The organism is Amycolatopsis sp. NPDC051102, from assembly GCF_040682815.1.
GTDB lineage: Bacteria > Actinomycetota > Actinomycetes > Mycobacteriales > Pseudonocardiaceae > Amycolatopsis.
Window position 1 is genome coordinate 110,749 of record NZ_JBFBBT010000002.1, and the last position, 20,053, is coordinate 130,801.

Genomic DNA, 20,053 nt, shown 5'->3' on the forward strand with positions numbered 1-20,053 from the left:
CCGTACCCGGATCCGCTACGGCCGCGGGGTGTTGCGCAGGTTAGCCCGCGCCAGGTCGACCATCTTGCCGACGCCGCCGTTGAGCACCGTCTTCGTCGCGCCCAGCGCGAACCCGCGGACCATCTCGCCGGTGATCCGCGGCGGGATCGACAGCGCGTTCGGGTCCGTCACCACCTCGACCACCGCCGGGCCCGGGTGGGCGAACGCCTTTTCCAGCGCGCCCCGCACGTCGGCCGGGTCCTCGACCCGCTCCGCGAACACCCCGCACGCCGCCGCGATCGCCGCGAAGTTCACCGGCGCGTGGTCGGTGCCGAAGTCCGGCAGCCCGTCCACCAGCATCTCCAGCTTCACCATGCCCAGCGTCGCGTTGTTGAACACCACGACCTTCACCGGGACGTCGTAGGCCGGCAGCGTCAGCAGGTCGCCCATCAGCATCGCGAGCCCGCCGTCGCCCGAGAGCGACACCACCTGGCGGCCCGGCTGGGACAGCTGCACGCCGATCGCGTGCGGCAGCGCGTTCGCCATGCTGCCGTGCCGGAACGACCCGAGCACGCGGCGGCGGCCGTTCGGGGTCAGGTAGCGCGCGGCCCAGACGTTGCCCATACCGGTGTCGACGGTGAACACCGCGTCGTCGGCGGCGACCTCGTCGAGCACCGAAGCGACGTACTCCGGGTGGATCGGCCGGCGCTGCTCGATCTTGCCGGTGTACGCGCCGACGACCTTCTCCAGCTTCCGCACGTGCTCGCGCAGCATCCGGTCGAGGAACGCGCGATCGGTGCGCGGCCGCAGCAGCGGGAGCAGCGCTTGCAGCGTTTCCTTGACGTCGCCGTGCACCGCCAGCTCCAGCGGCGTGCGCCGGCCGAGGCGGGAAGCGTCGTGGTCCAGCTGGATCGCGCGGGCCTGCGGGAGGAAGTTGTCGTACGGGAAGTCCGTGCCCAGCAGCACGATCCGGTCGGCTTCGTGCATTGCGTCGTAGCAGGCGCCGTAGCCGAGCAGGCCGCTCATGCCGACGTCGAACGGGTTGTCGTACTGGATCCATTCCTTGCCGCCGAGCGAGTGCCCGACCGGCGCGGCGAGCTTTTCCGCCAGCGCCATCACCTCGTCGTGCGCGCCGCGGACGCCCGCGCCGGCGAAGAGCATCACCTTCTCACCCGAGTTCAGCAGATCGGCGAGTTCCCGGACGGTCTCCGGGGAAGGCACCGCGGGCGACGGCGTGACCAGCGGGAGCCGCTCGGTGAGCGGGCCGGTGGCCTTGCGGTCGGCGAGGTCGCCGGGGATGGTCAGCACCGCGACGCCGCCCTTGCCGACGGCGGCCTGGGTGGCGATCCGCAGCAGCCGCGGCAGCTGCGCGGGATCCGCCACCACCTCGCTGAAGTGGCTGCACTCGGCGAAGAGCCGGTCCGGGTGGGTCTCCTGGAAGAAGCCGGTGCCGATCTGGTTCGACGGGATGTGCGACGCGATCGCCAGCACCGGCGCGCCCGAGCGGTGGGCGTCGAACAGGCCGTTGATCAGGTGCAGGTTGCCCGGTCCGCAGCTGCCCGCGCAGACGGCGAGCTTGCCGGTCACCTGCGCCTCGGCCGCGGCGGCGAAGGCGGCGGTCTCTTCGTGGCGTACGTGCACCCACTCGATGCCGTCGGTGCGGCGGACGGCGTCGACGATCGGGTTCAGGCTGTCGCCGACGATGCCGTAGATGCGCTCGACGCCCGCGTCCCGCAGGGTCCTGACCAGTTGTTCTGCCACGGTAGCCATACCTCCACCCTGCCCCGCGCCGACCGATGCGTCCAATGCCTGATTGGCTGAAAATCCATACACTCGGAGCATGGACGTGCAGACGTTGCGGCTCTTCCGGGAGGTCGCCGCCGGCGCCACGGTCACCGAGACCGCCGCGCGGGGGCACCTCACCCAGCCCGCGTTGTCCCGGGCCCTGCGCCGCCTCGAGCGGGACGCCGGCGCCGAGCTGTTCCGGCGGTCCGGGCGGGTGCTGCGGCTGACCCCGGCCGGGCACGCGTTCCGGCGGCACGTCGACCTCGTGCTCGACCAGCTCGACCAGGGGCTGCGCGAGGTCGGCGAGCTCGTCGCGCCGGGCACCGGGGTCGTCCCCCTGGCGTTCCTGCACACCTTCGGCACCTGGCTCGTCCCCGAAGTCCTGCGCGGCTTCCTGCACGAGCACCCGGGCGCCCGGTTCGAACTCCAGCAGCACGGCGAGGCCGGGCTCGAAGCGGAACTGCTCGACGGCACCGCGGACCTGGTGATCACCAGCGGCGACCCCGGGCACCCCCAGCTGCACTGGTCCCGGCTGCTCGTCGAACCGCTACGGCTCGCGGTGCCCCCGCGCCACCGGCTCGCCGGGCGCCGCCGGGTCCGCCTCGCCGACGTCGCGGACGAGACGTTCATCCTCCTGCGCCCGGGTTACGCGCTGCGCGAGACGACCGAACGGCTGTGCGCCGAAGCGGGTTTCACCCCGCGCATCGGATTCGAAGGCGACGAGGTCGAGACGCTGCGCGGGCTCGTCACCGCCGGGCTCGGCGTGTCCGTGCTGCCGCTGCCCCACACGGCCGCGTTCCCGGCGCCGCACCTGGAACTGACCGATGTGGACGCTGCCCGCGACATCGGCCTCGCCTGGGCGACGGGCCGGAATCTCCCCCCATTGAGCGAAACCTTCCGCCGGCACGTCCTGGAAGCCGCGCCGCGGCTGGCCCCTTCCGATCTCGACCGTCCACAAGGGACGATGTGAGAATCGCCGTACGGCCCCGCGCGATCATCGTCGGTGTGCGAAGGTGGAGGCATGGTCGCCGCGCTGAGATCCTTCCTGCTGTCCTGGACCTCCGTCACCCCGGTGCTCGGGGTGCTCGTGCTGGCGCTGGCGTGGGGCCGCGACCTCGGCCCGGTCTTCGTGGCGGTCGTCGCCGTCGCGCTGGGGGCGACCGTGCTGGCCGCGGTGCACCACGCGGAGGTCGTCGCCCACCGCGTCGGCGAGCCATTCGGGTCGCTCGTGCTCGCGGTCGCGGTCACCGTCATCGAGGTGGCGCTGATCGTCACGATGATGGTCTCCGGCGGCCCGGACGCCGGTTCGCTGGCGCGGGACACCGTGTTCGCGGCCGTCATGATCACCACCAACGGCATCGTCGGCATCTCGCTGTTCGTCGGCGCCCGCCGCTACGGCTCGACGCTGTTCAACCCCGAAGGCAGCGGGGCCGCGCTGGCGACGGTCGCGACCCTGGCCACGCTCAGCCTCGTGCTGCCGGCGTTCACCTCCAGCACCCCCGGGCCGGCCTTCTCCCCCACCCAGCTGACGTTCGCGGCGCTGGCGTCCCTGGCGCTGTACGGCACGTTCGTGCTGACGCAGACGGTGCGCCACCGCGACTTCTTTCTCCCGGTGGCCGCCGACGGCGCGGTCAAGGAGGACGACCACGCCGGCCCGCCGTCGAACCGCGCGGCACTGGGCAGCCTCGCGCTGCTGCTCGTGGCGCTGGTGGCGGTGGTCGGGCTGGCGAAGGTGGAGTCGCCGGCGATCGAAGCGGGCGTGCGCGCGGCGGGATTCCCCCAGTCGTTCGTCGGGGTGGTGATCGCGCTGCTGGTCCTGCTGCCGGAGACCCTGGCGGCGGTCCGCGCGGCCCAGCGCGACCGGATGCAGATCAGCCTCAACCTCGCGTACGGCTCGGCGATCGCGAGCATCGGCCTGACGATCCCGGCGATCGCGCTGGCGTCGCTGTGGCTGCCGGGCCGGCTGCTGCTCGGCCTCGGCTCGACGCAGATCGTCCTGCTGGCCCTGACGGTGGTGGTCAGCGTCCTGACGGTGGTCCCGGGCCGCGCAACCCGCCTCCAGGGCGGCGTCCACCTGGTCCTGCTGGCCGGCTTCCTCGTCCTGGCCATCAACCCCTGACCAACCCGCGGTCCCGGCTCGCGTGATGCCCCTTCAATCACGCGAGATGGCCGCCCAATCACGCGAGATGTCCCGCGGATCACGGCTGATGCGCGGTTCACCCCACCGGCCGACCGGCGGGACGGACAGTCGCCGTGACCGAAGGGTCATCACGCGTGACTGGAGCGTCATCACGCGTGATCAGAGAGTCATCACGCGTGATCAGAGGGTCATCACGGTCAGGCCGTCATGACCTCGATGCCGACCACGCAGGTGTCGTCGTCCGTGTCGGCCGTGCTGTAGGTCAGCAGCGTGTCCAGCTGGTGCTCCAGGCCGCCGTCGTGGCCGTCGACCAGGGTCACCAGGCGGGACACCGAATCCTGGACCGGGCGGTCGCGGCGCTCGATCAGGCCGTCGGTGTAGATCAGCAGGATGTCGCCCTCGGCCAGCTGCAGCTCGTCCTCCTGGTAGTCGACGTCGCGGACCGCGCCGAGCAGGGAGCCGCGGATCAGCGGCAACGTCGTCGCCGTGCCGTCGCGGTGGCGGACGATCGGCGGCAGGTGACCCGCCCTCGCCCAGCGCAGCCGGCGGCTGGCCGGGTCGTACACCGCCGCGACCGCGGTCGCGGTGACGTGGTCGGTGAGGTGGTAGGCCACCAGGTTCAGCCACGTGAGCAGCTGGGCCGGCCCGGCGCCGGTCGCCGCGAGACCACGCAGGGCGTTGCGCAGGCTCACCATGCCCGTCGCCGCGTCGATGCCGTGTCCGGCGACGTCACCGACGCACAGCAGGACCTCGCCGGTCGGCAACGCGACCGCGTCGTACCAGTCGCCGCCGACCAGGTGCTCCTTCTCCGCGGGGCGGTAGCGGACCGCCGCGCGCAGGCCCGGCATGTCGATCGGGCCCTTGGCCGGCGGCATGATCGCGTGCTGCAGCTGCAGCGCCAGCCGGTTGCGCTCGATCGCCTCCTGCTCGGTCTCGGCCAGCCTGTCCCGCGTCGCGGCCAGCGCCACCTCGGTCCAGTGCTGCGAGGAAACGTCCTGGTAGGCGCCGCGGACCGCGACCAGCTCGCCGCGGGCGTCGACCACCGGCTCGGCGACCACCCGGATGTGCCGGGCGACGCCGTCGGAGCGCTGCAGCCGGAACGCCGTCGACGACGGGCGCTTGTGGTGCAGCACCGCTCGCAGGAACCGGCCGATCGACGGGGCGTCGTCGGAGTGCGCGTGCGCGGCCAGCTCGTGCAGCGACAGCGGCGCGGCGTTCGGCGGCAGGCCGTACAGCGAGAACAGCTCGGTGTTCCAGGTGATCACGCCGGTGACGACGTTCTCCTCGAAGCCGCCGATCCGGCCGAGCCGCTGGGCGTGCTGCAGCAGCACGGCGAGCTTCGCCGCGTCGTCCTGGATGCGCAGGATGAGCAGCACGTTCCCGGCGAACCGGGTGACGCTGACGTCGGTGAGCGCGGTCAGCTGCACCTGGTCGACCAGGGTGGTGATCGCCATGCTGTCGGCCCGGAACGGCTCCCCGGTCGCGTAGACGCGCCGGATCTTGTCCAGCAGGCCGCTCTCCTCGGCCGCGAGCGGGTACGCCTCCAGCAGCCGGGTGCCGACGATCCGGCTGCGCGGCCGGCCGCCCGGGTCGGCGAACCGGACGTTGGCGTGGTGGATGCGGAAGTCGCTCAGGTGGCCGCCGCCGTCGAGGCACGGCGACAGCAGCACGGCCGGGTCGTGCAGGCCGTCGATGAAGTCGACCAGCTCGCCCAGGAAGTCCCCGGACCCGTCCGCGGCGACCGGCGCGATCACGCCGTCCCACGTGTCGAGGGTGTGCGCGCACAGCTCGGCCAGCGCCTCCAGCTGGCGGCGCTGCCGCCCCGGTTCCGCGGGCAGCGGCTCCGGCCAACACATCTCGACGACGCCGATGATCCGCCCGCCGGTCCCGGTCGGCACCGCGACGCGCCCGCCGCCGGCGAGCGTGTGCTGCCCGAGCGACGGCAGCCCGCTCGCCGCCAGCGTCGGGAACCAGACCAAGTCACGCTCGATCAGCGCGCTGCGGGCGGGCGTGGCCACGCCGGGCGGGACGTACCGCCAGCGGGCCGCCTCCTCGGCCGAGAAGCCCGCCGAACCGGCCAGGGTCAGCGACCCGTCGGGCCCGGCGAGCCACACCGCGACCGCGGTCGCGCCGAGCGGCCGCAGCGCGTGCTCCAGAATGGACTCCGCGACGCGCTGGGTGTCGCCGGCCGCGAGCACGCCGCTCTCGGCCGTGCGCAGCCGCACCGCGACGGAGTCTTCGCCTTCGGCGCGGGCCAGGAACTCCTTCGTCACCTCGCTGATGCGGTCCTCGGCCGCCTCGCCGACGACGTCCGCGGCGAACTCCAGCGGCGTCATCCCGGACCGCTCGGCCAGCGACTCCAGCTGCTTCGCCGCATCCGAAGGCGTGCAGTGCAGGCGTTCCATCAGGACGCCCTTGGCCAGCTCGATCAGCGCGCGGCCGTCGGCGACGGCGTGCGCGTGGTCGACCTCGCCGCGCAGCCGCGCGACGGTGTCGGCGAGCCGGGCGAGGTTGGCCGACACTTCGGCGGGCGGGGGCAGCACGGGGACCAGGTGGTCTTCGGCGGGCAGCCGATCGCCGGAGATCACGCCGTCACATGCCGCTTGATCCGGGTGATGAGGTCGTCCGCGTCCACCGGTTTGGTCACGTAGTCCGTCGCCCCCGAGGCCAGGCTCTTCTCCCGGTCGCCCGGCATCGCCTTCGCCGTCACCGCCACGATCGGGATCCCCGCGTGCTCGGGCATCGCGCGGATCTTCGCGGTCGCGGTGTAGCCGTCCATCTCCGGCATCATGACGTCCATCAGGATCAGGTCGATACCCGGGTGCGCCGCGACCGTCTCGACGCCCTTGCGGCCGTCCTCGGCGTGCAGCACCTGCATGCCGTGCAGTTCCAGGATCCCGGTCAGCGCGTAGACGTTGCGCGGGTCGTCGTCGACGATCAGCACCGTGCGCCCGGCCAGGGTGGTGTCGACGTCGGCCGCCCGCACCGGCGCGGCCGGCTCGTCCTGGCGGACCAGCGGCAGCACCGCGCCGGGCTCCTCCGCCGACAGGTGCAGGGCGATCCGCTCGCGCAGCTCGTCCAGCCCGGACAGCACCTCCAGCGACGGCCGGTCCGCGCGGGACTGCACGAGCTGTTCGAGTTCGACGTCGAGCCGGCGGCTGTTGTGCGCGAGCACCGGCACCAGCCGCAGCGCGCTGTCGCCCTGCATCGCGTCGAGGAAGGTGAACGCCGTCCGGTCCGGCAGGTCCAGGTCGAGCACCACGCAATGGTAGGCGTCGGTGGCCAGCGCGGCCGCGGCCTCCTGCGTGCCGACCGCCGTCACGACTTCGACGTCGGCGGGCGAGAGGCCGATGTCGCGGCTGTCGGCCAGGTCCGCCGCCGCGCTCTCGGCGACGAGCGTGAGCAGGCCGTGCTGGCGCTCCTCGACGACCAGCAGCCGCCGGTACGGCCGCGGGCCCGAGGACGCCACGGCGGTGCCGGAGTCCGTCGTCACCAGGGCGGTGCCGGGGTGCTCCCCGGCCGGCAGCGGCGCGAAGTCCGGCCGGGCGACCGGCAGCGAGAAGATGAACGTGCTGCCCTCGCCCAGCGTGCTTTCGGCGGTGATCACCCCGCCGAGCAGCTGGGCGATCTCCCGGCTGATCGACAGGCCGAGCCCGGTGCCGCCGTACTTGCGGCTGGTCGTCCCGTCGGCCTGCTGGAACGCCCCGAAGATCGATTCGAGCTGGTGCTCGGCGATCCCGATGCCGGTGTCGGTGACCCGGAACGCGACGGCGGGCCCGTGCACGCGCAGCGGCCGCGGCAGCCGGTCGGGGTCGACCGGCTCGATGTGCAGCTCGATCCCGCCGACCTCGGTGAACTTGACCGCGTTCGACAGCAGGTTGCGCAGCACCTGCCGCAGCCGCGAGTCGTCGGTCAGCAGCTCGGTCGGCGAGCCGGGCGCGACGGTGATCCGGAAGTCCAGGTTGCGCTGCGAGGTCATCGGCCGGAACGTCGCTTCGACGTAGTCGATGAGCTGGCGCAGCGACACCTGCTCCGGCGTGACGTCCATCTTGCCCGCCTCGACCTTCGACAGGTCGAGGATGTCGTTGATCAGCTGCAGCAGGTCCGAGCCTGCGGAGTGGATGATGCCGGCGTACTCGACCTGCTTGGCGGTGAGGTTGCGGGTCGGGTTCTGCGCGAGCAGCTGGGCGAGGATCAGCAGGCTGTTGAGCGGGGTGCGCAGCTCGTGGCTCATGTTGGCCAGGAACTCCGACTTGTACTTCGACGCCAGCGTCAGCTGCTGGGCGCGGGCCTCCAGCTCCTGGCGGGCCTGCTCGATCTCCAGGTTCTTCGTCTCGATGTCGCGGTTCTGCGTGACCAGCAGCGCCGCCTTCTCCTCGAGCTCGGCGTTGGAGGACTGGAGTTCCTCCTGCCGCGCCTGCAGTTCCTCCGAGCGGGCCTGCAGCTCCGCGGTCAGCCGCTGCGACTCGCCGAGCAGCTCGTCGGTGCGGGCGTTGGCGACGATGCTGTTGACGTTGACGCCGATCTGCTCCATCAGCAGTTCGAGGAACGCCCGGTGCACCGTGGTGAAGCCGTGCACCGACGCCAGCTCGATCACGCCGAGCACCTGGTCTTCCACCACGATCGGCAGCACGATCAGGTTGGCCGGGGCGGTGCTGCCCAGGCCGGAGGAGATGGTCGCGTAGCCGGGCGGCACGTCGTCGACGGCGATCGCGCGGCGGCTGCGGGCGGCCTGGCCGACCAGCGACTGGCCGACCCGGAACCGGACCGCCGGGCCGTCGCCGTCGTCCGGGTGGCCGTAGGCGCCGACCAGCCGCAGCTCCGGCACCTCGGCGGTGTCGTCGGCCAGGTAGAACGCGCCGTACTGGGCGTTGACCAGCGGGACGAGCTCGTCCATCACCGCGGCCGCGACGACCGCGAGGTCGCGGCGGCCCTGCATCAGCCCGGTGATCGTGGCCAGGTTCGACTTCAGCCAGTCCTGCTCCTGGTTCGCCCGCGTCGTCTCGCGCAGCGACTCCACCATCGAGTTGATGTTGTCCTTCAGCTCGGCGACCTCGCCGGAGGCGTCGACGGTGATCGAGCGGGTCAGGTCGCCCTCGGCGACCGCGCTGGTCACCTCGGCGATCGCGCGGACCTGCCGGGTGAGGTTCCCGGCCAGCTCGTTGACGTTCTCCGTCAGCCGCTTCCAGGTGCCCGACACGCCTTCGACCTCGGCCTGGCCGCCGAGGCGGCCTTCGCTGCCGACCTCGCGCGCCACGCGGGTGACCTCCGCGGCGAACGCCGAGAGCTGGTCGACCATCGTGTTGATCGTGGTCTTGAGCTCGAGGATCTCGCCGCGGGCGTCGACGTCGATCTTGCGGGTCAGGTCGCCCTGGGCGACGGCGGTGGTCACCTGGGCGATGTTGCGGACCTGCCCGGTGAGGTTGTTCGCCATCGAGTTGACGTTGTCGGTGAGGTCCTTCCAGGTGCCGGCCACGTTCGGCACCCGCGCCTGGCCGCCGAGCATGCCCTCGGTGCCCACCTCGCGGGCCACCCGGGTGACCTCGTCGGCGAACGCGGACAGCGTGTCGACCATCGTGTTGATGACGTCGGCCAGTGCCGCGACCTCGCCCTTGGCCTCGACGGTGATCTTGCGGGAGAGGTCACCGCGGGCCACCGCCGTCGCGACCTGGGCGATCGAGCGCACCTGGCCGGTCAGGTTGGACGCCATGACGTTGACGTTGTCGGTCAGGTTCTTCCACGTCCCGGACACCCCGCGCACGGTGGCCTGGCCGCCGAGGTTGCCCTCGGTGCCGACCTCGCGCGCCACCCTGGTGACCTCGTCCGCGAACGCGGACAGCTGATCCACCATCGTGTTGATGGTGTCCTTGAGCTCGAGGATCTCGCCGCGGGCGTCGACGCGGATCTTCTGGGACAGGTCGCCGCGGGCGACCGCGGTGGTGACCTGCGCGATCGAGCGGACCTGGGCGGTGAGGTTGTCGGCCATGACGTTGACCGACTCGGTGAGGTCCTTCCAGGTGCCGGAGACGCCCTTGACGTCGGCCTGGCCGCCCAGCCGGCCCTCGGTGCCCACCTCGCGCGCCACCCTGGTGACCTCGTCCGCGAACGCGGACAGCTGATCCACCATCGTGTTCAGCGTGTCCTTGAGCTCCAGAACCTCGCCGCGGGCGGTGACGTTGATCTTCTGCGAGAGATCGCCGCTCGCCACGGCGGTGGCGACCTGCGCGATGTTGCGGACCTGGTCGGTCAGGTTGCCGGCCATGAAGTTCACCGAGTCGGTGAGGTCGCGCCAGGTGCCCGAGACGCCCTTGACGTCGGCCTGGCCGCCAAGCCGGCCCTCGGTGCCCACTTCTCGCGCGACGCGCGTGACTTCGTCGGCGAACGACGACAGCTGATCCACCATCGTGTTGATGGTGTTCTTCAATTCGAGGATTTCACCGCGGGCGTCGACGGTGATCTTCTGCGAAAGATCACCCTTCGCGACCGCCGTCGTCACCTGGGCGATGTTGCGGACCTGGTCGGTCAGGTTGCCCGCCATGAAGTTCACCGAATCGGTGAGGTCGCGCCAGACACCGCCGACGCCGGGCACCTGGGCCTGGCCGCCGAGGCGGCCTTCGCTGCCGACTTCGCGCGCCACCCGGGTGACCTCGTCCGCGAACGACGACAGCTGGTCCACCATCGTGTTGACGGTGTCCTTCAGCTCCAGGATCTCGCCGCGCGCGTCGACGTCGATCTTCTGCGACAGGTCGCCCTTCGCGACCGCGGTCGCCACCTGCGCGATGTCACGCACCTGGGTGGTCAGGTTGCCGGCCATGGCGTTCACCGAGTCGGTGAGGTCTTTCCACGTGCCGGACACGCCGGGGACCTTCGCCTGGCCGCCGAGCTGACCCTCGCTGCCGACCTCGCGGGCGACGCGGGTCACCTCGGAGGTGAACAGCGACAGCTGGTCGGCCATGCCGTTGAACACCGTGGCGATCTCGCCGAGCAGGCCGTCGGCCCCGCCGGGCAGCCGGATGCCGAAGTCGCCGTCGCGGACCGCGGTCAGGCCGGCCAGCAGCCGGCGCAGCTCCTGCTCCCCCGCTTCCCCCACGCCCGAAGCGTCCGCACCCGCACCCGGGCGCGTCCCCTCGACCATTGCCCCGCTCATCCGCCACCCGTTTCCTGGTTTGCCGGCGCTCGGCGCCGCCCCGCTGTCTGCACACCGGATGGCTCAGCATAGTGCAGCTGCACTAAACTGGACGGCAACGGTTGAGCAACCAGCCGCGCCCGTGTCCGCGCGTGCTCCCCGAGGCGGCCCTCGAAGCCTTTCCTTTCCTGCCAGGCCATCCGGCCTGACTGACCCGTTCGGCTGAATGGCGGCACGGGTTCCGCCGAAGCGTCCCCGACGTCTCGCGGCGCTTCGTCGTGCGCGCTTTCGGACGTCCGGAGTGGACACTCCACAGTGGAGCGTAAAGCTGCGGCTCAGAGCCAGTCCTTCTTCTTGAACAACCCGTACAGCCCCAGCGACAGCACCAGCACCACGGCCGTCGACGTCCAGAACCCGGCCGGTGTCCCGTTTCCCGGGTACGGCACGTTCTGGCCGTAGAACCCCGTCACCGCGGTCGGCACCGCGATCACCGCCGCCCAACCGGTCACCTTCTTCATGATCAGGTTGAGCCGGTTGCTCTGCAGGTTCAGCTGCGTCTCCCGGATCGTGGTCACCTGCTCCCGCAGCGATTCCGTCTGCTCGGCCGCCTGCCGGGCGTGGTCGTGGACGTCCTCGAAGTAGGGGCGCGTCAGCTCGTCGGCCAGCCGCAGGTCCGGGCGCATCAGCGAGCTGATCACCTCGCGCATCGGCAGCACGACCTTGCGCAGCCGGGTCAGGCTCTTGCGCAGGCGGAACGAGCGGTGCTGCAGCACCGACTGGTCCGGCCGGTCGTCGAAGACGAGGTCCGCCAGCCCTTCGACCTGTTCGTCCAGCGCCTGGACGGCCTCGTACTGGCCGTCGACGACGAAGTCGAGCAGGCCGTGCACCAGGAACGGCACGCCGGACTTCGCCAGTTCGGTGTTCTCGTCCCAGCGGCGCACCACCGCTTCGATGTCGAACCCGTCGTCCTTGCGGACCGTGACCAGCGCCTGCGGGGTGAGGAACGCCGCCAGCTCGGCCGTCGCGAGGTCGCCGGCTTCCGCGTCGAAGCGCACCGCGTAGGCGGTGAGGAAGGCGTGCTCGGCGTAGCGGTCGAGCTTCGGCCGCTGGCGCTCGCCGGCGGCGTCCTCCACGGCCAGCCGGTGCAGGCCGAGCTCGCCGGCGAGGTCGGCCAGATCGGCCTCCGACGGCTCGCAGAGGTCGACCCACACGGCGGTGCCGGGTTCGGCCAGGAAGTCGGAGACGTCCGCGAGCGGGAAGTCTTCCTTGAGCAGCACACCGTCGCGGTAGGCGCGGGTTCTCGTCATTCCGGCGGGATGCCCGATCGGGCCGGGCTTCACACGCCCGCCGGGCATTGTCGCCGAAGATCGTATCGCTTATCGTATACGACGCCGCATCCTCCCGACGCCGCGAGGTGACCCCGTGCCTGCCCCGACGACCCTCATCGCCCGTGACTTCACCGAGTTCCGCACCGCCGTTTCCGAGTCCTTCGTGCCGCTGCACGTGACGGCGGGCGGTGACGGCTTCCGCGGAAGGATCCGCTCGTCGGTGGCCGACGACGTGCAGGTTTCCGAGGTGACCGCCTCACCCCACGTCGTCGAGCGCACGCCGGAGCTGATCGCGCGCGGCGAGCGCCGCTACTACAAGCTGAGCCTGATCCTGGCCGGCACCGGGCTGCTGGTGCAGGACGACCGCCAGGCCGTGCTGCGCCCCGGCGACGTCGCCCTCTACGACACGCACCGGCCCTACTCGCTGGTGTTCGAAGAGGACTTCCGGACCCTCGTCGTGATGTTCCCGCAACGGCTGATCGACCTGCCCGCCGAGCTCGTCGGGCGGCTCACCGCGGTGCGGATGTCGGGCAAGGAGGGCGTCGGCAACGTCGTCGTGCCGTTCCTCGCCCAGCTCGGCGGCAACCTCGAGCAGCTGGCCGGCCCGGCCGGTGCGCGGCTGGCGCACAGCGCGGTCGACCTGCTGTCCACCCTGGTCGCCACCGAACTCGACCTCGCGCGCGCGAACGCCGACCCGCACCACGAGCTGATGCGCCGGATCCGCGCCCACATCGACGCGAACCTGCACTCCGCGGACCTGAACCCGGCGCGGATCGCGGCCGAGCACTTCATCTCCACGCGGCACCTGCACGGGCTGTTCCAGGAGCAGGGCACCACCGTCTCCGGCTGGATCCGCACCCGGCGGCTCGAGCACTGCCGCCGTGACCTGCTCGACCCGGTGCACGCCGGGCGCCCGGTCGCGGCCATCGCCGCCCGGTGGGGGTTCGTCGACGCCGCGCACTTCAGCCGCGTGTTCAAGAGCGCGTTCGGGCGGGCGCCGAGCGAGGTGCGCCGGGAGTTGACCGTCAGCGTCCGGTAGTTGCCCGCCAGCGCGTGACCGCTCGCCCGGGAGGCAGCCCCGCCCGACGATGAGGCCATGCCCGAAGCCCCCTCCGACGACTGGCGCACCTACGACGAGTTCGCCGCCGGCATCGCCACCTACCGGCTGCCGAACGCCGACCTCACCGGCCGGGACGTCACGATCACCCTCGACGACGGCGAAGTCCTCGCCCTGAGCTTCACCGACGCCGAGCACGTCGTGTGCAACGGCGTCGAAGACCCGTACGACGCGGTCGCCGTGCGCGACGGCGTCTTCTTCGTGAACCTGCCGCGCACCAGCGTCGAGGGCGAAGCGCTGACCGTCGTGTATTCGACGGCGACCCACCGCGCGCTCGCCGTCCGCTCGGTGATCGGCGCCGCGGACGTCGAGGGCGTTCCCCGCGTCCGGCAGGACTTCCGGGCGGGGGTCACCGACGGCGGCGAGCCCGCCGGGCCCGTGCCCGGGCCGTCGCGCGACCTGATCGGCAAGCGGAACCTCTACCGCTACAGCCCCGACCACCTCTACGAGCACGTCTACGTCTCCTCGCAGCGCTACGCCTGGCAGTGCCTCGAAGGCGTGCAGCGCGGCCACGGCGACATGGACCTGTCGACGGTGTGGAAGTTCGCCGACGGGCTCTACCTGTTCTGCTTCCGCGAGTTCCGGATCGCGGTGGCGAGCGTCTGGCTGCACGACCTCGGCTACGCCCTGCGCACCACCGGGGTGTTCCTGGGCCTGACCGGCGACGGCCGGTCCGAGCACTCCCGCGCCGGCGGGCACATCTACCCGCTGGGCGCGGTGGCCTACCCCGACGCCCAGCCCGTCTGAAGGAGCTTCCCGTGTCCGATGTGGACGTCATCCGCGCGCACTACGCGGCCAGCGACCGGGGCGACCTGCCCGGCATGCTCACCCCGATCGGCCCGAAAACGACGTGGACGGAGGCAGCCGGGTTTCCCTACGCCGGCACCTACACCGGGCCGGACGAGGTGCGTGAACACGTTTTCGCAGCGATCGGCCGGGACTGGGACGGCTACCGCTTCACCCTCGGCGACCTGTTCGACGCCGGGGACGCGGTGATCGGCGTCGGCACCTACACCGGCACGCACCGCCGGACCGGCCGGTCGTTCACCGCCCGCGTCGCGCACCTGTGGCGCTTCGCGGGCGGCGAGGTCGTGTCCTTCGAGCAGATCGTCGACTCGGCGCCCGTCGTGGCCGCCACCCGGGAGCAGCAATGAGAAAGTCCCTGCCCACGTTCGCCGTCGCCGTGCTCCTGGCCACCGCGGCCTGCGCCGGTTCCGGCGCCGGCGCGAACGGCCCGATCGTCGTCGGCTCGGTGAACGCGCTCAGCGGCGCCGCGACCTTCCCGGAGGCGTCCCAGGCGGCGAAGGCGGTGTTCGACGCGGCCAACGCCGCCGGCGGCATCAACGGCCGCAAGATCGAGTACAAGGCGATCGACGACAAGGGCGACCCGGCGGCGGCCGCGGCGGCCGCCCGCGAGGTCGTCGGCGGCGACCAGGCGGTCGCGCTCGTCGGCTCGTCCAGCCTCATCGAGTGCGAGATCAACGAGAAGTACTACGAGCAGCAGAAGATCCTGTCGATGCCGGGCATCGGCGTGGACCCGGCGTGCTTCTCGAGCCCGAACATCGCACCGGTGAACGTCGGGCCGTTCCACGACATGACGCTGACCCTGCTCTACGGCTCGGAAGTGCTGAAGCAGGACGACATCTGCGCGCTGCTGGAGATCGCCGGGAACACGCTCCCGGCGTACCAGGCGGCCATCGGCGAGTGGACGAAGATCACCGGCAAGAAGCTGAAGTACGTCGATTCGACCGTGCCCTACGGCGGCTCGGACTACACGCCCTACATCGTCAAGGCGCGGGCGGCGGGCTGCAAGGCCATCACCGTGAACCCGGTGGAGCCGGACTCGATCGGCCAGCTCAAGGCCGCGCAGGCACAGGGCTGGACCGACGTCACGTGGCTGCTGCTGACCAGCGTGTACAGCGAGAACTACGCCAAGGCGATCTCGAACGCGGGCGCCGGGGTGTACGTGCCTGCCGAGTTCTCCCCGTTCACCGACGCCGCCGCCCCGGCCAACAAGGAGTGGCGGGAGCTCATGACGCAGCACAAGATCCCGCTCACGTCGTTCAGCCAGGGCGGCTACCTGGCGGCGAAGTACTTCCTCGCCGTCCTGCGCGGGATGAAGGGCGACATCACGCGCGAGACGGTGTCGAAGGCGCTGCGCGAGATGAAGCCGATCAGCGACCCGATGGTGGGGACGCCGTACGTGTTCGGGCCGGCGCAGACCCACCACGACAACACCGCCGGCTGGCCGATCAAGCTCGCCACCGGCGCCGGCAAGTGGGAGCCGGCCGCGCAGGACTGGCTCCGCATCCCGAAGCAGTAGGAGGACGTCGATGCTGCAGGGCGCTCTGGCCGGGCTGGCCGCCGGCGGGCTCTACGCGGTGCTCGCGGTGTGCCTGACCCTGATGTCGCGGCTGGTGCGGGTGGTCAACTTCGCCCAGTCGGCGACCGGGATGTTCGGCTGCTACGTCGCCGTCTTCCTCGCCGTCCACCTCGGCTTCCCGGAGTGGCTGGCGACCCTGACGGGGATCCTGCTCGGCGGCGCGCTGAGCGCGGTCCTCGGCGGGATCGTCTCGACGTGGCTGGCCGAGGCGGACACCGGCACCCGCTCGGCGGCGACGGTCGCGGTGCTCCTGCTGCTGATCTCGCTGGCGTTCATCCTGTTCGGCAACAAGCCGCAGCCGTTCCACCCGCTGCTGGCCGGCCCGGCGTTCACGGTCGGCGGCGTGGTGGTCAGCCAGGTCACGGTGCTCACGGTCGCGCTGGCGGTGCTGGTGGCGCTGGGCTGCCGGACGGTGCTGGCCCGCACGGCGCTCGGGGTGCGCTTGCGGGCGTTGTCGGAGCGCCCGACGACGGCGGAACTGCTGGGCATCCCGGCCCGGCCGTTGTCGGTGGGCGTGTGGACGGCGACCGGGGTGATCGCGACGCTCGCGGTGTCGATCGTGGCGCCGTCGCAGTCGAACGACCCGACATCACTGGCGATGCTGGTGGTCCCGGCCGCGGCGGCGGCGCTGCTGGGCGGCTTCCGCAGGCTGGACCTGGCGGTGGCGGGCGGCCTGGTCCTGGGCATGGCCCAGGGCGCGGTCGCCCAGAGCGACCGGCTGTCGGTGCTGCGGTACTTCCTCCCGTTCCTGGTCATCGTGGCGCTGCTGCTGTGGACGCAGCGCAAGGAGGTGTGGGATGCGGCTCGCTGAACACCCGCTCACCCGCGCCGGGCTGCCCGTGCTCGTCGCGGCCGCCGCCGTGCGCGACGCGAACACCCTCGCCCGGCCGAGCCGGCCTTCGAGGACCATGCGCAGCGCAGGCCCCGCCGGGCGGCCAGGGCTGTCGCCGCGCGGGCGCGCAGGCGCCGAGGAGGTGTGGGATGCGGCTCGCTGAACACCCGCTCACCCGCGCCGGGCTGCCCCTGCTCGTCGCGGCCGCCGCGGTGGCCGTCGGCTATGCGCTCAGCGTCGGGCTGGCCGGGTACTTCGTCTACCTCGGGGTCAGTGCCGTCGTCGCCGCCATCGCCCTGCTCGGGCTCGGGGTAGTCACCGGGACCGCCGGGATGATCTCGCTCTGCCAGCTCACCTTCGCCGCCGTCGGGGCGTTCGTCGTCTCCGCCTGCAACGTCGCCCGGGTGCCCGGGGGTTTCGTCACCTGGCTGCTGCTCGGCGGCCTGGCCGCCGCCGCGGCCGGGGTGCTTGTCGGGCTGCCCGCGCTGCGGCTGCGGGGGATCACCCTCGCCGTCGTCACCCTCGGGCTGGCCGCGGCCGCCGATCTCACGCTCGTGCAGATCCAGTTCCCCGGCGCCACCGAGGGTCTCTCGGTCGAACGGCCGGAGGCCTTCTCCGACGATCGGTCCTACTTCCTGTTCGCCGTGCTGGTCCTCGTCGCCTGCGGGCTCGTCGTGCACTTCCTGCGCCGCGGGCGGTGGGGCAGCAGCTGGCACCTCGTCGCCTTCTCCGAACGCGGGACCGCGGCGGTCGGCGCGGGCGTGCGGACGTCGAAGCTCACCGCCTTCGCCGTCAGCGCCGCGCTCGGCGGCGTCAGCGGCGGCCTGCTCACCGGCCAGGTCGGGCTCGCCTTCCCGGCCAGTTTCACCGCCATCCAGTCCCTCGCCCTCTACGTGCTGGCCATCATGTCCGGCGCGCACCTGATCGACATGGCCGTGTTCGGCGCGCTGCTCTGGGTCGCCGTGCCCGAGCTGCTCAAACGCTGGGGCGTGCCGCAGGACTGGGGCTTCGTCGTGTTCGGCGTGCTCGGCGTGCAGGCCCTCACCAGCCGCGGCAACCTCGGCACCGCCGTGCGGGCGCTGTGGTACCGCCGCCGGTCCGGCAAGACCGCCGGGGTCGGGCCGGCCGGCACCGTCGCCGACGTCGAGCCGCTGCCGCCAGGGGACCCCGTCCTCGAGGTCCGCGGGCTGAGTGTCTCCTTCGGACACGTCAACGCACTGTCCGATGTGGACATCACGGTGCCGGAACACGGGATCCTCGGCGTGATCGGCCCCAACGGCGCCGGGAAGTCCACTTTGGTCGACGCGATCAGCGGCTTCCTGCCCCGGGCCGCCGGCACCGCGACCCTCGGCGGCCGCCCGCTCACCGGCTCGCCCACCCGGCGGGCCCGCGGCGGCCTGCGGCGGACGTTCCAGCAGGACCGCGTCCCGCCCGGCCTCACCGTCGGCGCGTACGTGCGGTTCGTCGCCCGGCGGCGGCTCACCGGCGGCGAGGTCGCCGGCGCGCTGGAGTTCTTCGGCTGCCCGGCGCCCCGGACGCCGTTGTCGCGGGTGGACGCGGGGGCGCGGCGGCTCGTCGAGGTCGTCGGCCACCTCCTCGCGCGGCCGCGGGTGCTGCTGCTCGACGAGCCGGCCGCCGGCCTGCCGCACGAGGAGCACGTGGCGTTCGGGCGGCGGCTGCGGCAGGTCCCCGCCCGGTTCGGGGTGTCGGTGCTGCTCATCGAGCACGACCTCGACCTCGTCCGGTCGGTCTGCGACACGCTCACGGTGCTCGACTTCGGCCGGGTGCTGGCGAGCGGGCCGCAGGCGGACGTCCTGGCCGACCCGGCCGTGCTGAAGGCGTACATGGGCGAAACGGAGCTGCTGTGAACGCGTTGCGAGTCCACGGGCTGACGGTGAAGCGCGGGGCCGGGCCGGTCATCCGCGACGTCGGCCTCGTCCTCGAGCCGGGCCGGATCACGGCGCTGGTCGGCCCCAACGGCGCCGGGAAGACGAGCCTCCTGGAGGCGGTGTCGGGGGTGGTGCCGCCGTCGGCGGGCAGCGTCCACCTGGGCGGGGTGAACGTCACCCGGCACTCGCGGGTGGCGCGGGCCCGGCTCGGGCTGGCCCACATCGAACAGGGCCGGGCGGTGTTCCCCGGGCTGACGGTGCTGGAGAACCTCCGCCTGACCGCCCGCACGCCCGCGGTCGTCGACGAGGTCCTCGGGCTGTTCCCGGAACTGGAGAAGCGCCGCGACTCCCCCGCGGCCCTGCTGTCCGGCGGCGAGCAGCAGATGGTGGTGCTGGCGCGCGCGTTCGCCGCGCGCCCGGCGTACCTGCTCATCGACGAGATGTCGCTCGGCCTGGCGCCGGTGGTGTTCACCCGCCTGCTCCCGGTGGTGACGCGGTTCGCAGCCGAGGGGGCGGCGATCCTGCTGGTGGAGCAGTTCACGCACCTGGCACTCGGCGTCGCGCAGGAGGCGGTGGTGGTCTCCTCCGGCCGCGTCACCTACACCGGTGACGCCCAGACCCTCCTCGACTCCCCCGCCACCCTGCACTCCGCCTACCTCGGGTCGTGAGTGCCCATCCCGGCGCGCTCGAAGGCCAGCGTCGGCAGGTCCACGGCGTGGGCGCCGCCGTCGGCGACGATGACCGCGCCGGTGATGTACGACGACTCCGCCGAGCCCAGGAACCGCACGATCGACGCGATCTCCTCGGGCTCGGCCGGGCGGCGCAGCGGGACCTCGGCCGTCACGCGGCGGTAGCCCTCGTCGTGGCCGCCGGTGAAGCCGGCCGCCGCGGCGAACTGGTCCATCTCCCCGTCCGCCATCGGTGTGCGGACCCAGCCGGGGCAGACCGCGTTCGCCCGCACCCCACGCGGCCCGAAGTCGCGGGCGATCGAGCGGGTCAGGCCGATCAGCGCGTGCTTCGCGACCGTGTAGCCGGCGACGTTCGGCCCGGCGAACAGCCCGGCCAGCGACGACACCACGACCACCTGCCCGCCCGTCTCGACCAGTGACGGCAGCGCGGCCCGGCAGAGCACGAACGCGCTCGACAGGTTCGAGCGCAGGGCCAGCTCCCACTCGTCGTCGCCGGTGTCGACCACCGACGACAGGCCGTGGCCGCCCGCGTTGGCCACCACGACGTCCAGCCGCCCGTACGCACCGGCGATTTCGGCGACCGCGGCTTCGGCGTCCTCCCGCACGCTCGCGTCGCCGGCGATGACGTGCGCCCCGGTCTCCGCGGCCACCTTCTCGAGCGGCTCGCGCCGCCGTCCGAGCACGACCACCTGCGCGCCTTCGCCCGCGTAGCGGCGGGCGACCGCCGCACCGATGCCGGTGCCGCCGCCGGTGATCGCGACGACCTTGCCTGATGAGTCCACTGT

15 protein-coding genes are annotated in these 20,053 nt (G+C 72.3%); 10 read left to right on the forward strand and 5 right to left on the reverse strand.

The window, feature by feature from the left end:
* Positions 1-15: 15 nt before the first annotated feature.
* A complete protein-coding gene (locus AB0M93_RS06515) occupies positions 16-1,749 on the reverse strand; it encodes a pyruvate dehydrogenase (protein ID WP_364269110.1) in 1,734 nt (577 codons plus the stop codon).
* 70 nt (positions 1,750-1,819) lie between these two features.
* On the opposite strand from AB0M93_RS06515, the gene AB0M93_RS06520 reads away from it, so the two are divergent.
* Together AB0M93_RS06520 and AB0M93_RS06525 are read left to right on the forward strand one after the other, a co-directional pair.
* Positions 1,820-2,734, forward strand: a complete 915-nt coding sequence (locus AB0M93_RS06520; RefSeq protein WP_364269112.1) for a LysR family transcriptional regulator — start codon at positions 1,820-1,822, stop codon at positions 2,732-2,734.
* Between the two features lie 51 nt (positions 2,735-2,785).
* Positions 2,786-3,883, forward strand: coding sequence for an ionic transporter y4hA (locus AB0M93_RS06525; RefSeq protein WP_364269114.1), 1,098 nt, complete (start codon positions 2,786-2,788; stop codon positions 3,881-3,883).
* Between the two features lie 218 nt (positions 3,884-4,101).
* Here AB0M93_RS06525 and AB0M93_RS06530 read toward each other — a convergent pair whose 3' ends face one another.
* From AB0M93_RS06530 to AB0M93_RS06540, 3 genes are all read right to left on the reverse strand, one after another.
* Positions 4,102-6,492: a SpoIIE family protein phosphatase gene (locus tag AB0M93_RS06530; protein WP_364269116.1), complete on the reverse strand. Its 2,391-nt coding sequence runs from the start codon at positions 6,490-6,492 to the stop codon at positions 4,102-4,104.
* Entirely contained in the window at positions 6,489-11,039 is a 4,551-nt protein-coding gene (locus AB0M93_RS06535; protein ID WP_364270648.1) for a HAMP domain-containing protein, read from the reverse strand. The genes AB0M93_RS06530 and AB0M93_RS06535 overlap by 4 nt, the downstream gene beginning before the upstream one ends.
* 326 nt (positions 11,040-11,365) lie before the next feature.
* A complete protein-coding gene (locus tag AB0M93_RS06540) occupies positions 11,366-12,337 on the reverse strand; it encodes a magnesium transporter CorA family protein (RefSeq protein WP_364269118.1) in 972 nt (323 codons plus the stop codon).
* A 115-nt stretch (positions 12,338-12,452) separates the two neighbouring features.
* Here AB0M93_RS06540 and AB0M93_RS06545 point away from each other — a divergent pair, with 115 nt between their 5' ends.
* The 8 genes from AB0M93_RS06545 to AB0M93_RS06580 are packed head-to-tail and all read left to right on the forward strand — an operon-like array spanning position 12,453 to position 19,247.
* Positions 12,453-13,397 (forward strand): helix-turn-helix domain-containing protein, encoded by a 945-nt coding sequence (locus AB0M93_RS06545; RefSeq protein ID WP_364269120.1) that lies wholly within the window; start codon positions 12,453-12,455, stop codon positions 13,395-13,397.
* Between the two features lie 57 nt (positions 13,398-13,454).
* Positions 13,455-14,222 carry a MoaF C-terminal domain-containing protein gene (locus AB0M93_RS06550; RefSeq protein ID WP_364269122.1) on the forward strand — a complete coding sequence of 256 codons (768 nt, stop codon included), beginning with the start codon at positions 13,455-13,457 and terminating at the stop codon, positions 14,220-14,222.
* An 11-nt stretch (positions 14,223-14,233) separates the two neighbouring features.
* The gene (locus tag AB0M93_RS06555; RefSeq protein WP_364269124.1) at positions 14,234-14,629 is read left to right on the forward strand and encodes a nuclear transport factor 2 family protein; all 396 of its coding nucleotides are present in this window, start codon (positions 14,234-14,236) and stop codon (positions 14,627-14,629) included.
* Positions 14,626-15,798 carry an ABC transporter substrate-binding protein gene (locus tag AB0M93_RS06560; protein WP_364269125.1) on the forward strand — a complete coding sequence of 391 codons (1,173 nt, stop codon included), beginning with the start codon at positions 14,626-14,628 and terminating at the stop codon, positions 15,796-15,798. The genes AB0M93_RS06555 and AB0M93_RS06560 overlap by 4 nt, the downstream gene beginning before the upstream one ends.
* Before the next feature lie 10 nt (positions 15,799-15,808).
* On the forward strand, positions 15,809-16,669 hold the full coding sequence (locus AB0M93_RS06565; protein ID WP_364269127.1) for a branched-chain amino acid ABC transporter permease: 861 nt from the start codon (positions 15,809-15,811) through the stop codon (positions 16,667-16,669).
* Entirely contained in the window at positions 16,656-16,853 is a 198-nt protein-coding gene (locus tag AB0M93_RS06570) for a hypothetical protein (protein ID WP_364269129.1), read from the forward strand. The genes AB0M93_RS06565 and AB0M93_RS06570 overlap by 14 nt, the downstream gene beginning before the upstream one ends.
* Positions 16,840-18,558, forward strand: a complete 1,719-nt coding sequence (locus AB0M93_RS06575; protein ID WP_364269131.1) for an ATP-binding cassette domain-containing protein — start codon at positions 16,840-16,842, stop codon at positions 18,556-18,558. Before AB0M93_RS06570 ends, AB0M93_RS06575 begins: the two co-directional genes overlap by 14 nt.
* Positions 18,555-19,247: an ATP-binding cassette domain-containing protein gene (locus tag AB0M93_RS06580; protein ID WP_364269133.1), complete on the forward strand. Its 693-nt coding sequence runs from the start codon at positions 18,555-18,557 to the stop codon at positions 19,245-19,247. Before AB0M93_RS06575 ends, AB0M93_RS06580 begins: the two co-directional genes overlap by 4 nt.
* On the opposite strand, the gene AB0M93_RS06585 is transcribed toward AB0M93_RS06580, so the two are convergent.
* Positions 19,232-20,050, reverse strand: a complete 819-nt coding sequence (locus AB0M93_RS06585) for an SDR family oxidoreductase (protein WP_364269135.1) — start codon at positions 20,048-20,050, stop codon at positions 19,232-19,234. The two genes, AB0M93_RS06580 and AB0M93_RS06585, sit on opposite strands and share 16 nt — an antisense overlap.
* Positions 20,051-20,053: the final 3 nt, after the last annotated feature.

Bases quoted from the DNA above. Each gene is read 5' to 3' on its own strand.
- AB0M93_RS06515 (WP_364269110.1), bottom strand. From the start codon at position 1,749: ATGGCTACCGTGGCAGAACAACTGGTCAGGACCCTGCGGGACGCGGGC.
- AB0M93_RS06520 (WP_364269112.1), top strand. From the start codon at position 1,820: ATGGACGTGCAGACGTTGCGGCTCTTCCGGGAGGTCGCCGCCGGCGCC.
- AB0M93_RS06525 (WP_364269114.1), top strand. From the start codon at position 2,786: ATGGTCGCCGCGCTGAGATCCTTCCTGCTGTCCTGGACCTCCGTCACC.
- AB0M93_RS06535 (WP_364270648.1), bottom strand. From the start codon at position 11,039: ATGGTCGAGGGGACGCGCCCGGGTGCGGGTGCGGACGCTTCGGGCGTG.
- AB0M93_RS06540 (WP_364269118.1), bottom strand. From the start codon at position 12,337: ATGACGAGAACCCGCGCCTACCGCGACGGTGTGCTGCTCAAGGAAGAC.
- AB0M93_RS06550 (WP_364269122.1), top strand. From the start codon at position 13,455: ATGCCCGAAGCCCCCTCCGACGACTGGCGCACCTACGACGAGTTCGCC.
- AB0M93_RS06560 (WP_364269125.1), top strand. From the start codon at position 14,626: ATGAGAAAGTCCCTGCCCACGTTCGCCGTCGCCGTGCTCCTGGCCACC.
- AB0M93_RS06565 (WP_364269127.1), top strand. From the start codon at position 15,809: ATGCTGCAGGGCGCTCTGGCCGGGCTGGCCGCCGGCGGGCTCTACGCG.
- AB0M93_RS06570 (WP_364269129.1), top strand. From the start codon at position 16,656: ATGCGGCTCGCTGAACACCCGCTCACCCGCGCCGGGCTGCCCGTGCTC.
- AB0M93_RS06575 (WP_364269131.1), top strand. From the start codon at position 16,840: ATGCGGCTCGCTGAACACCCGCTCACCCGCGCCGGGCTGCCCCTGCTC.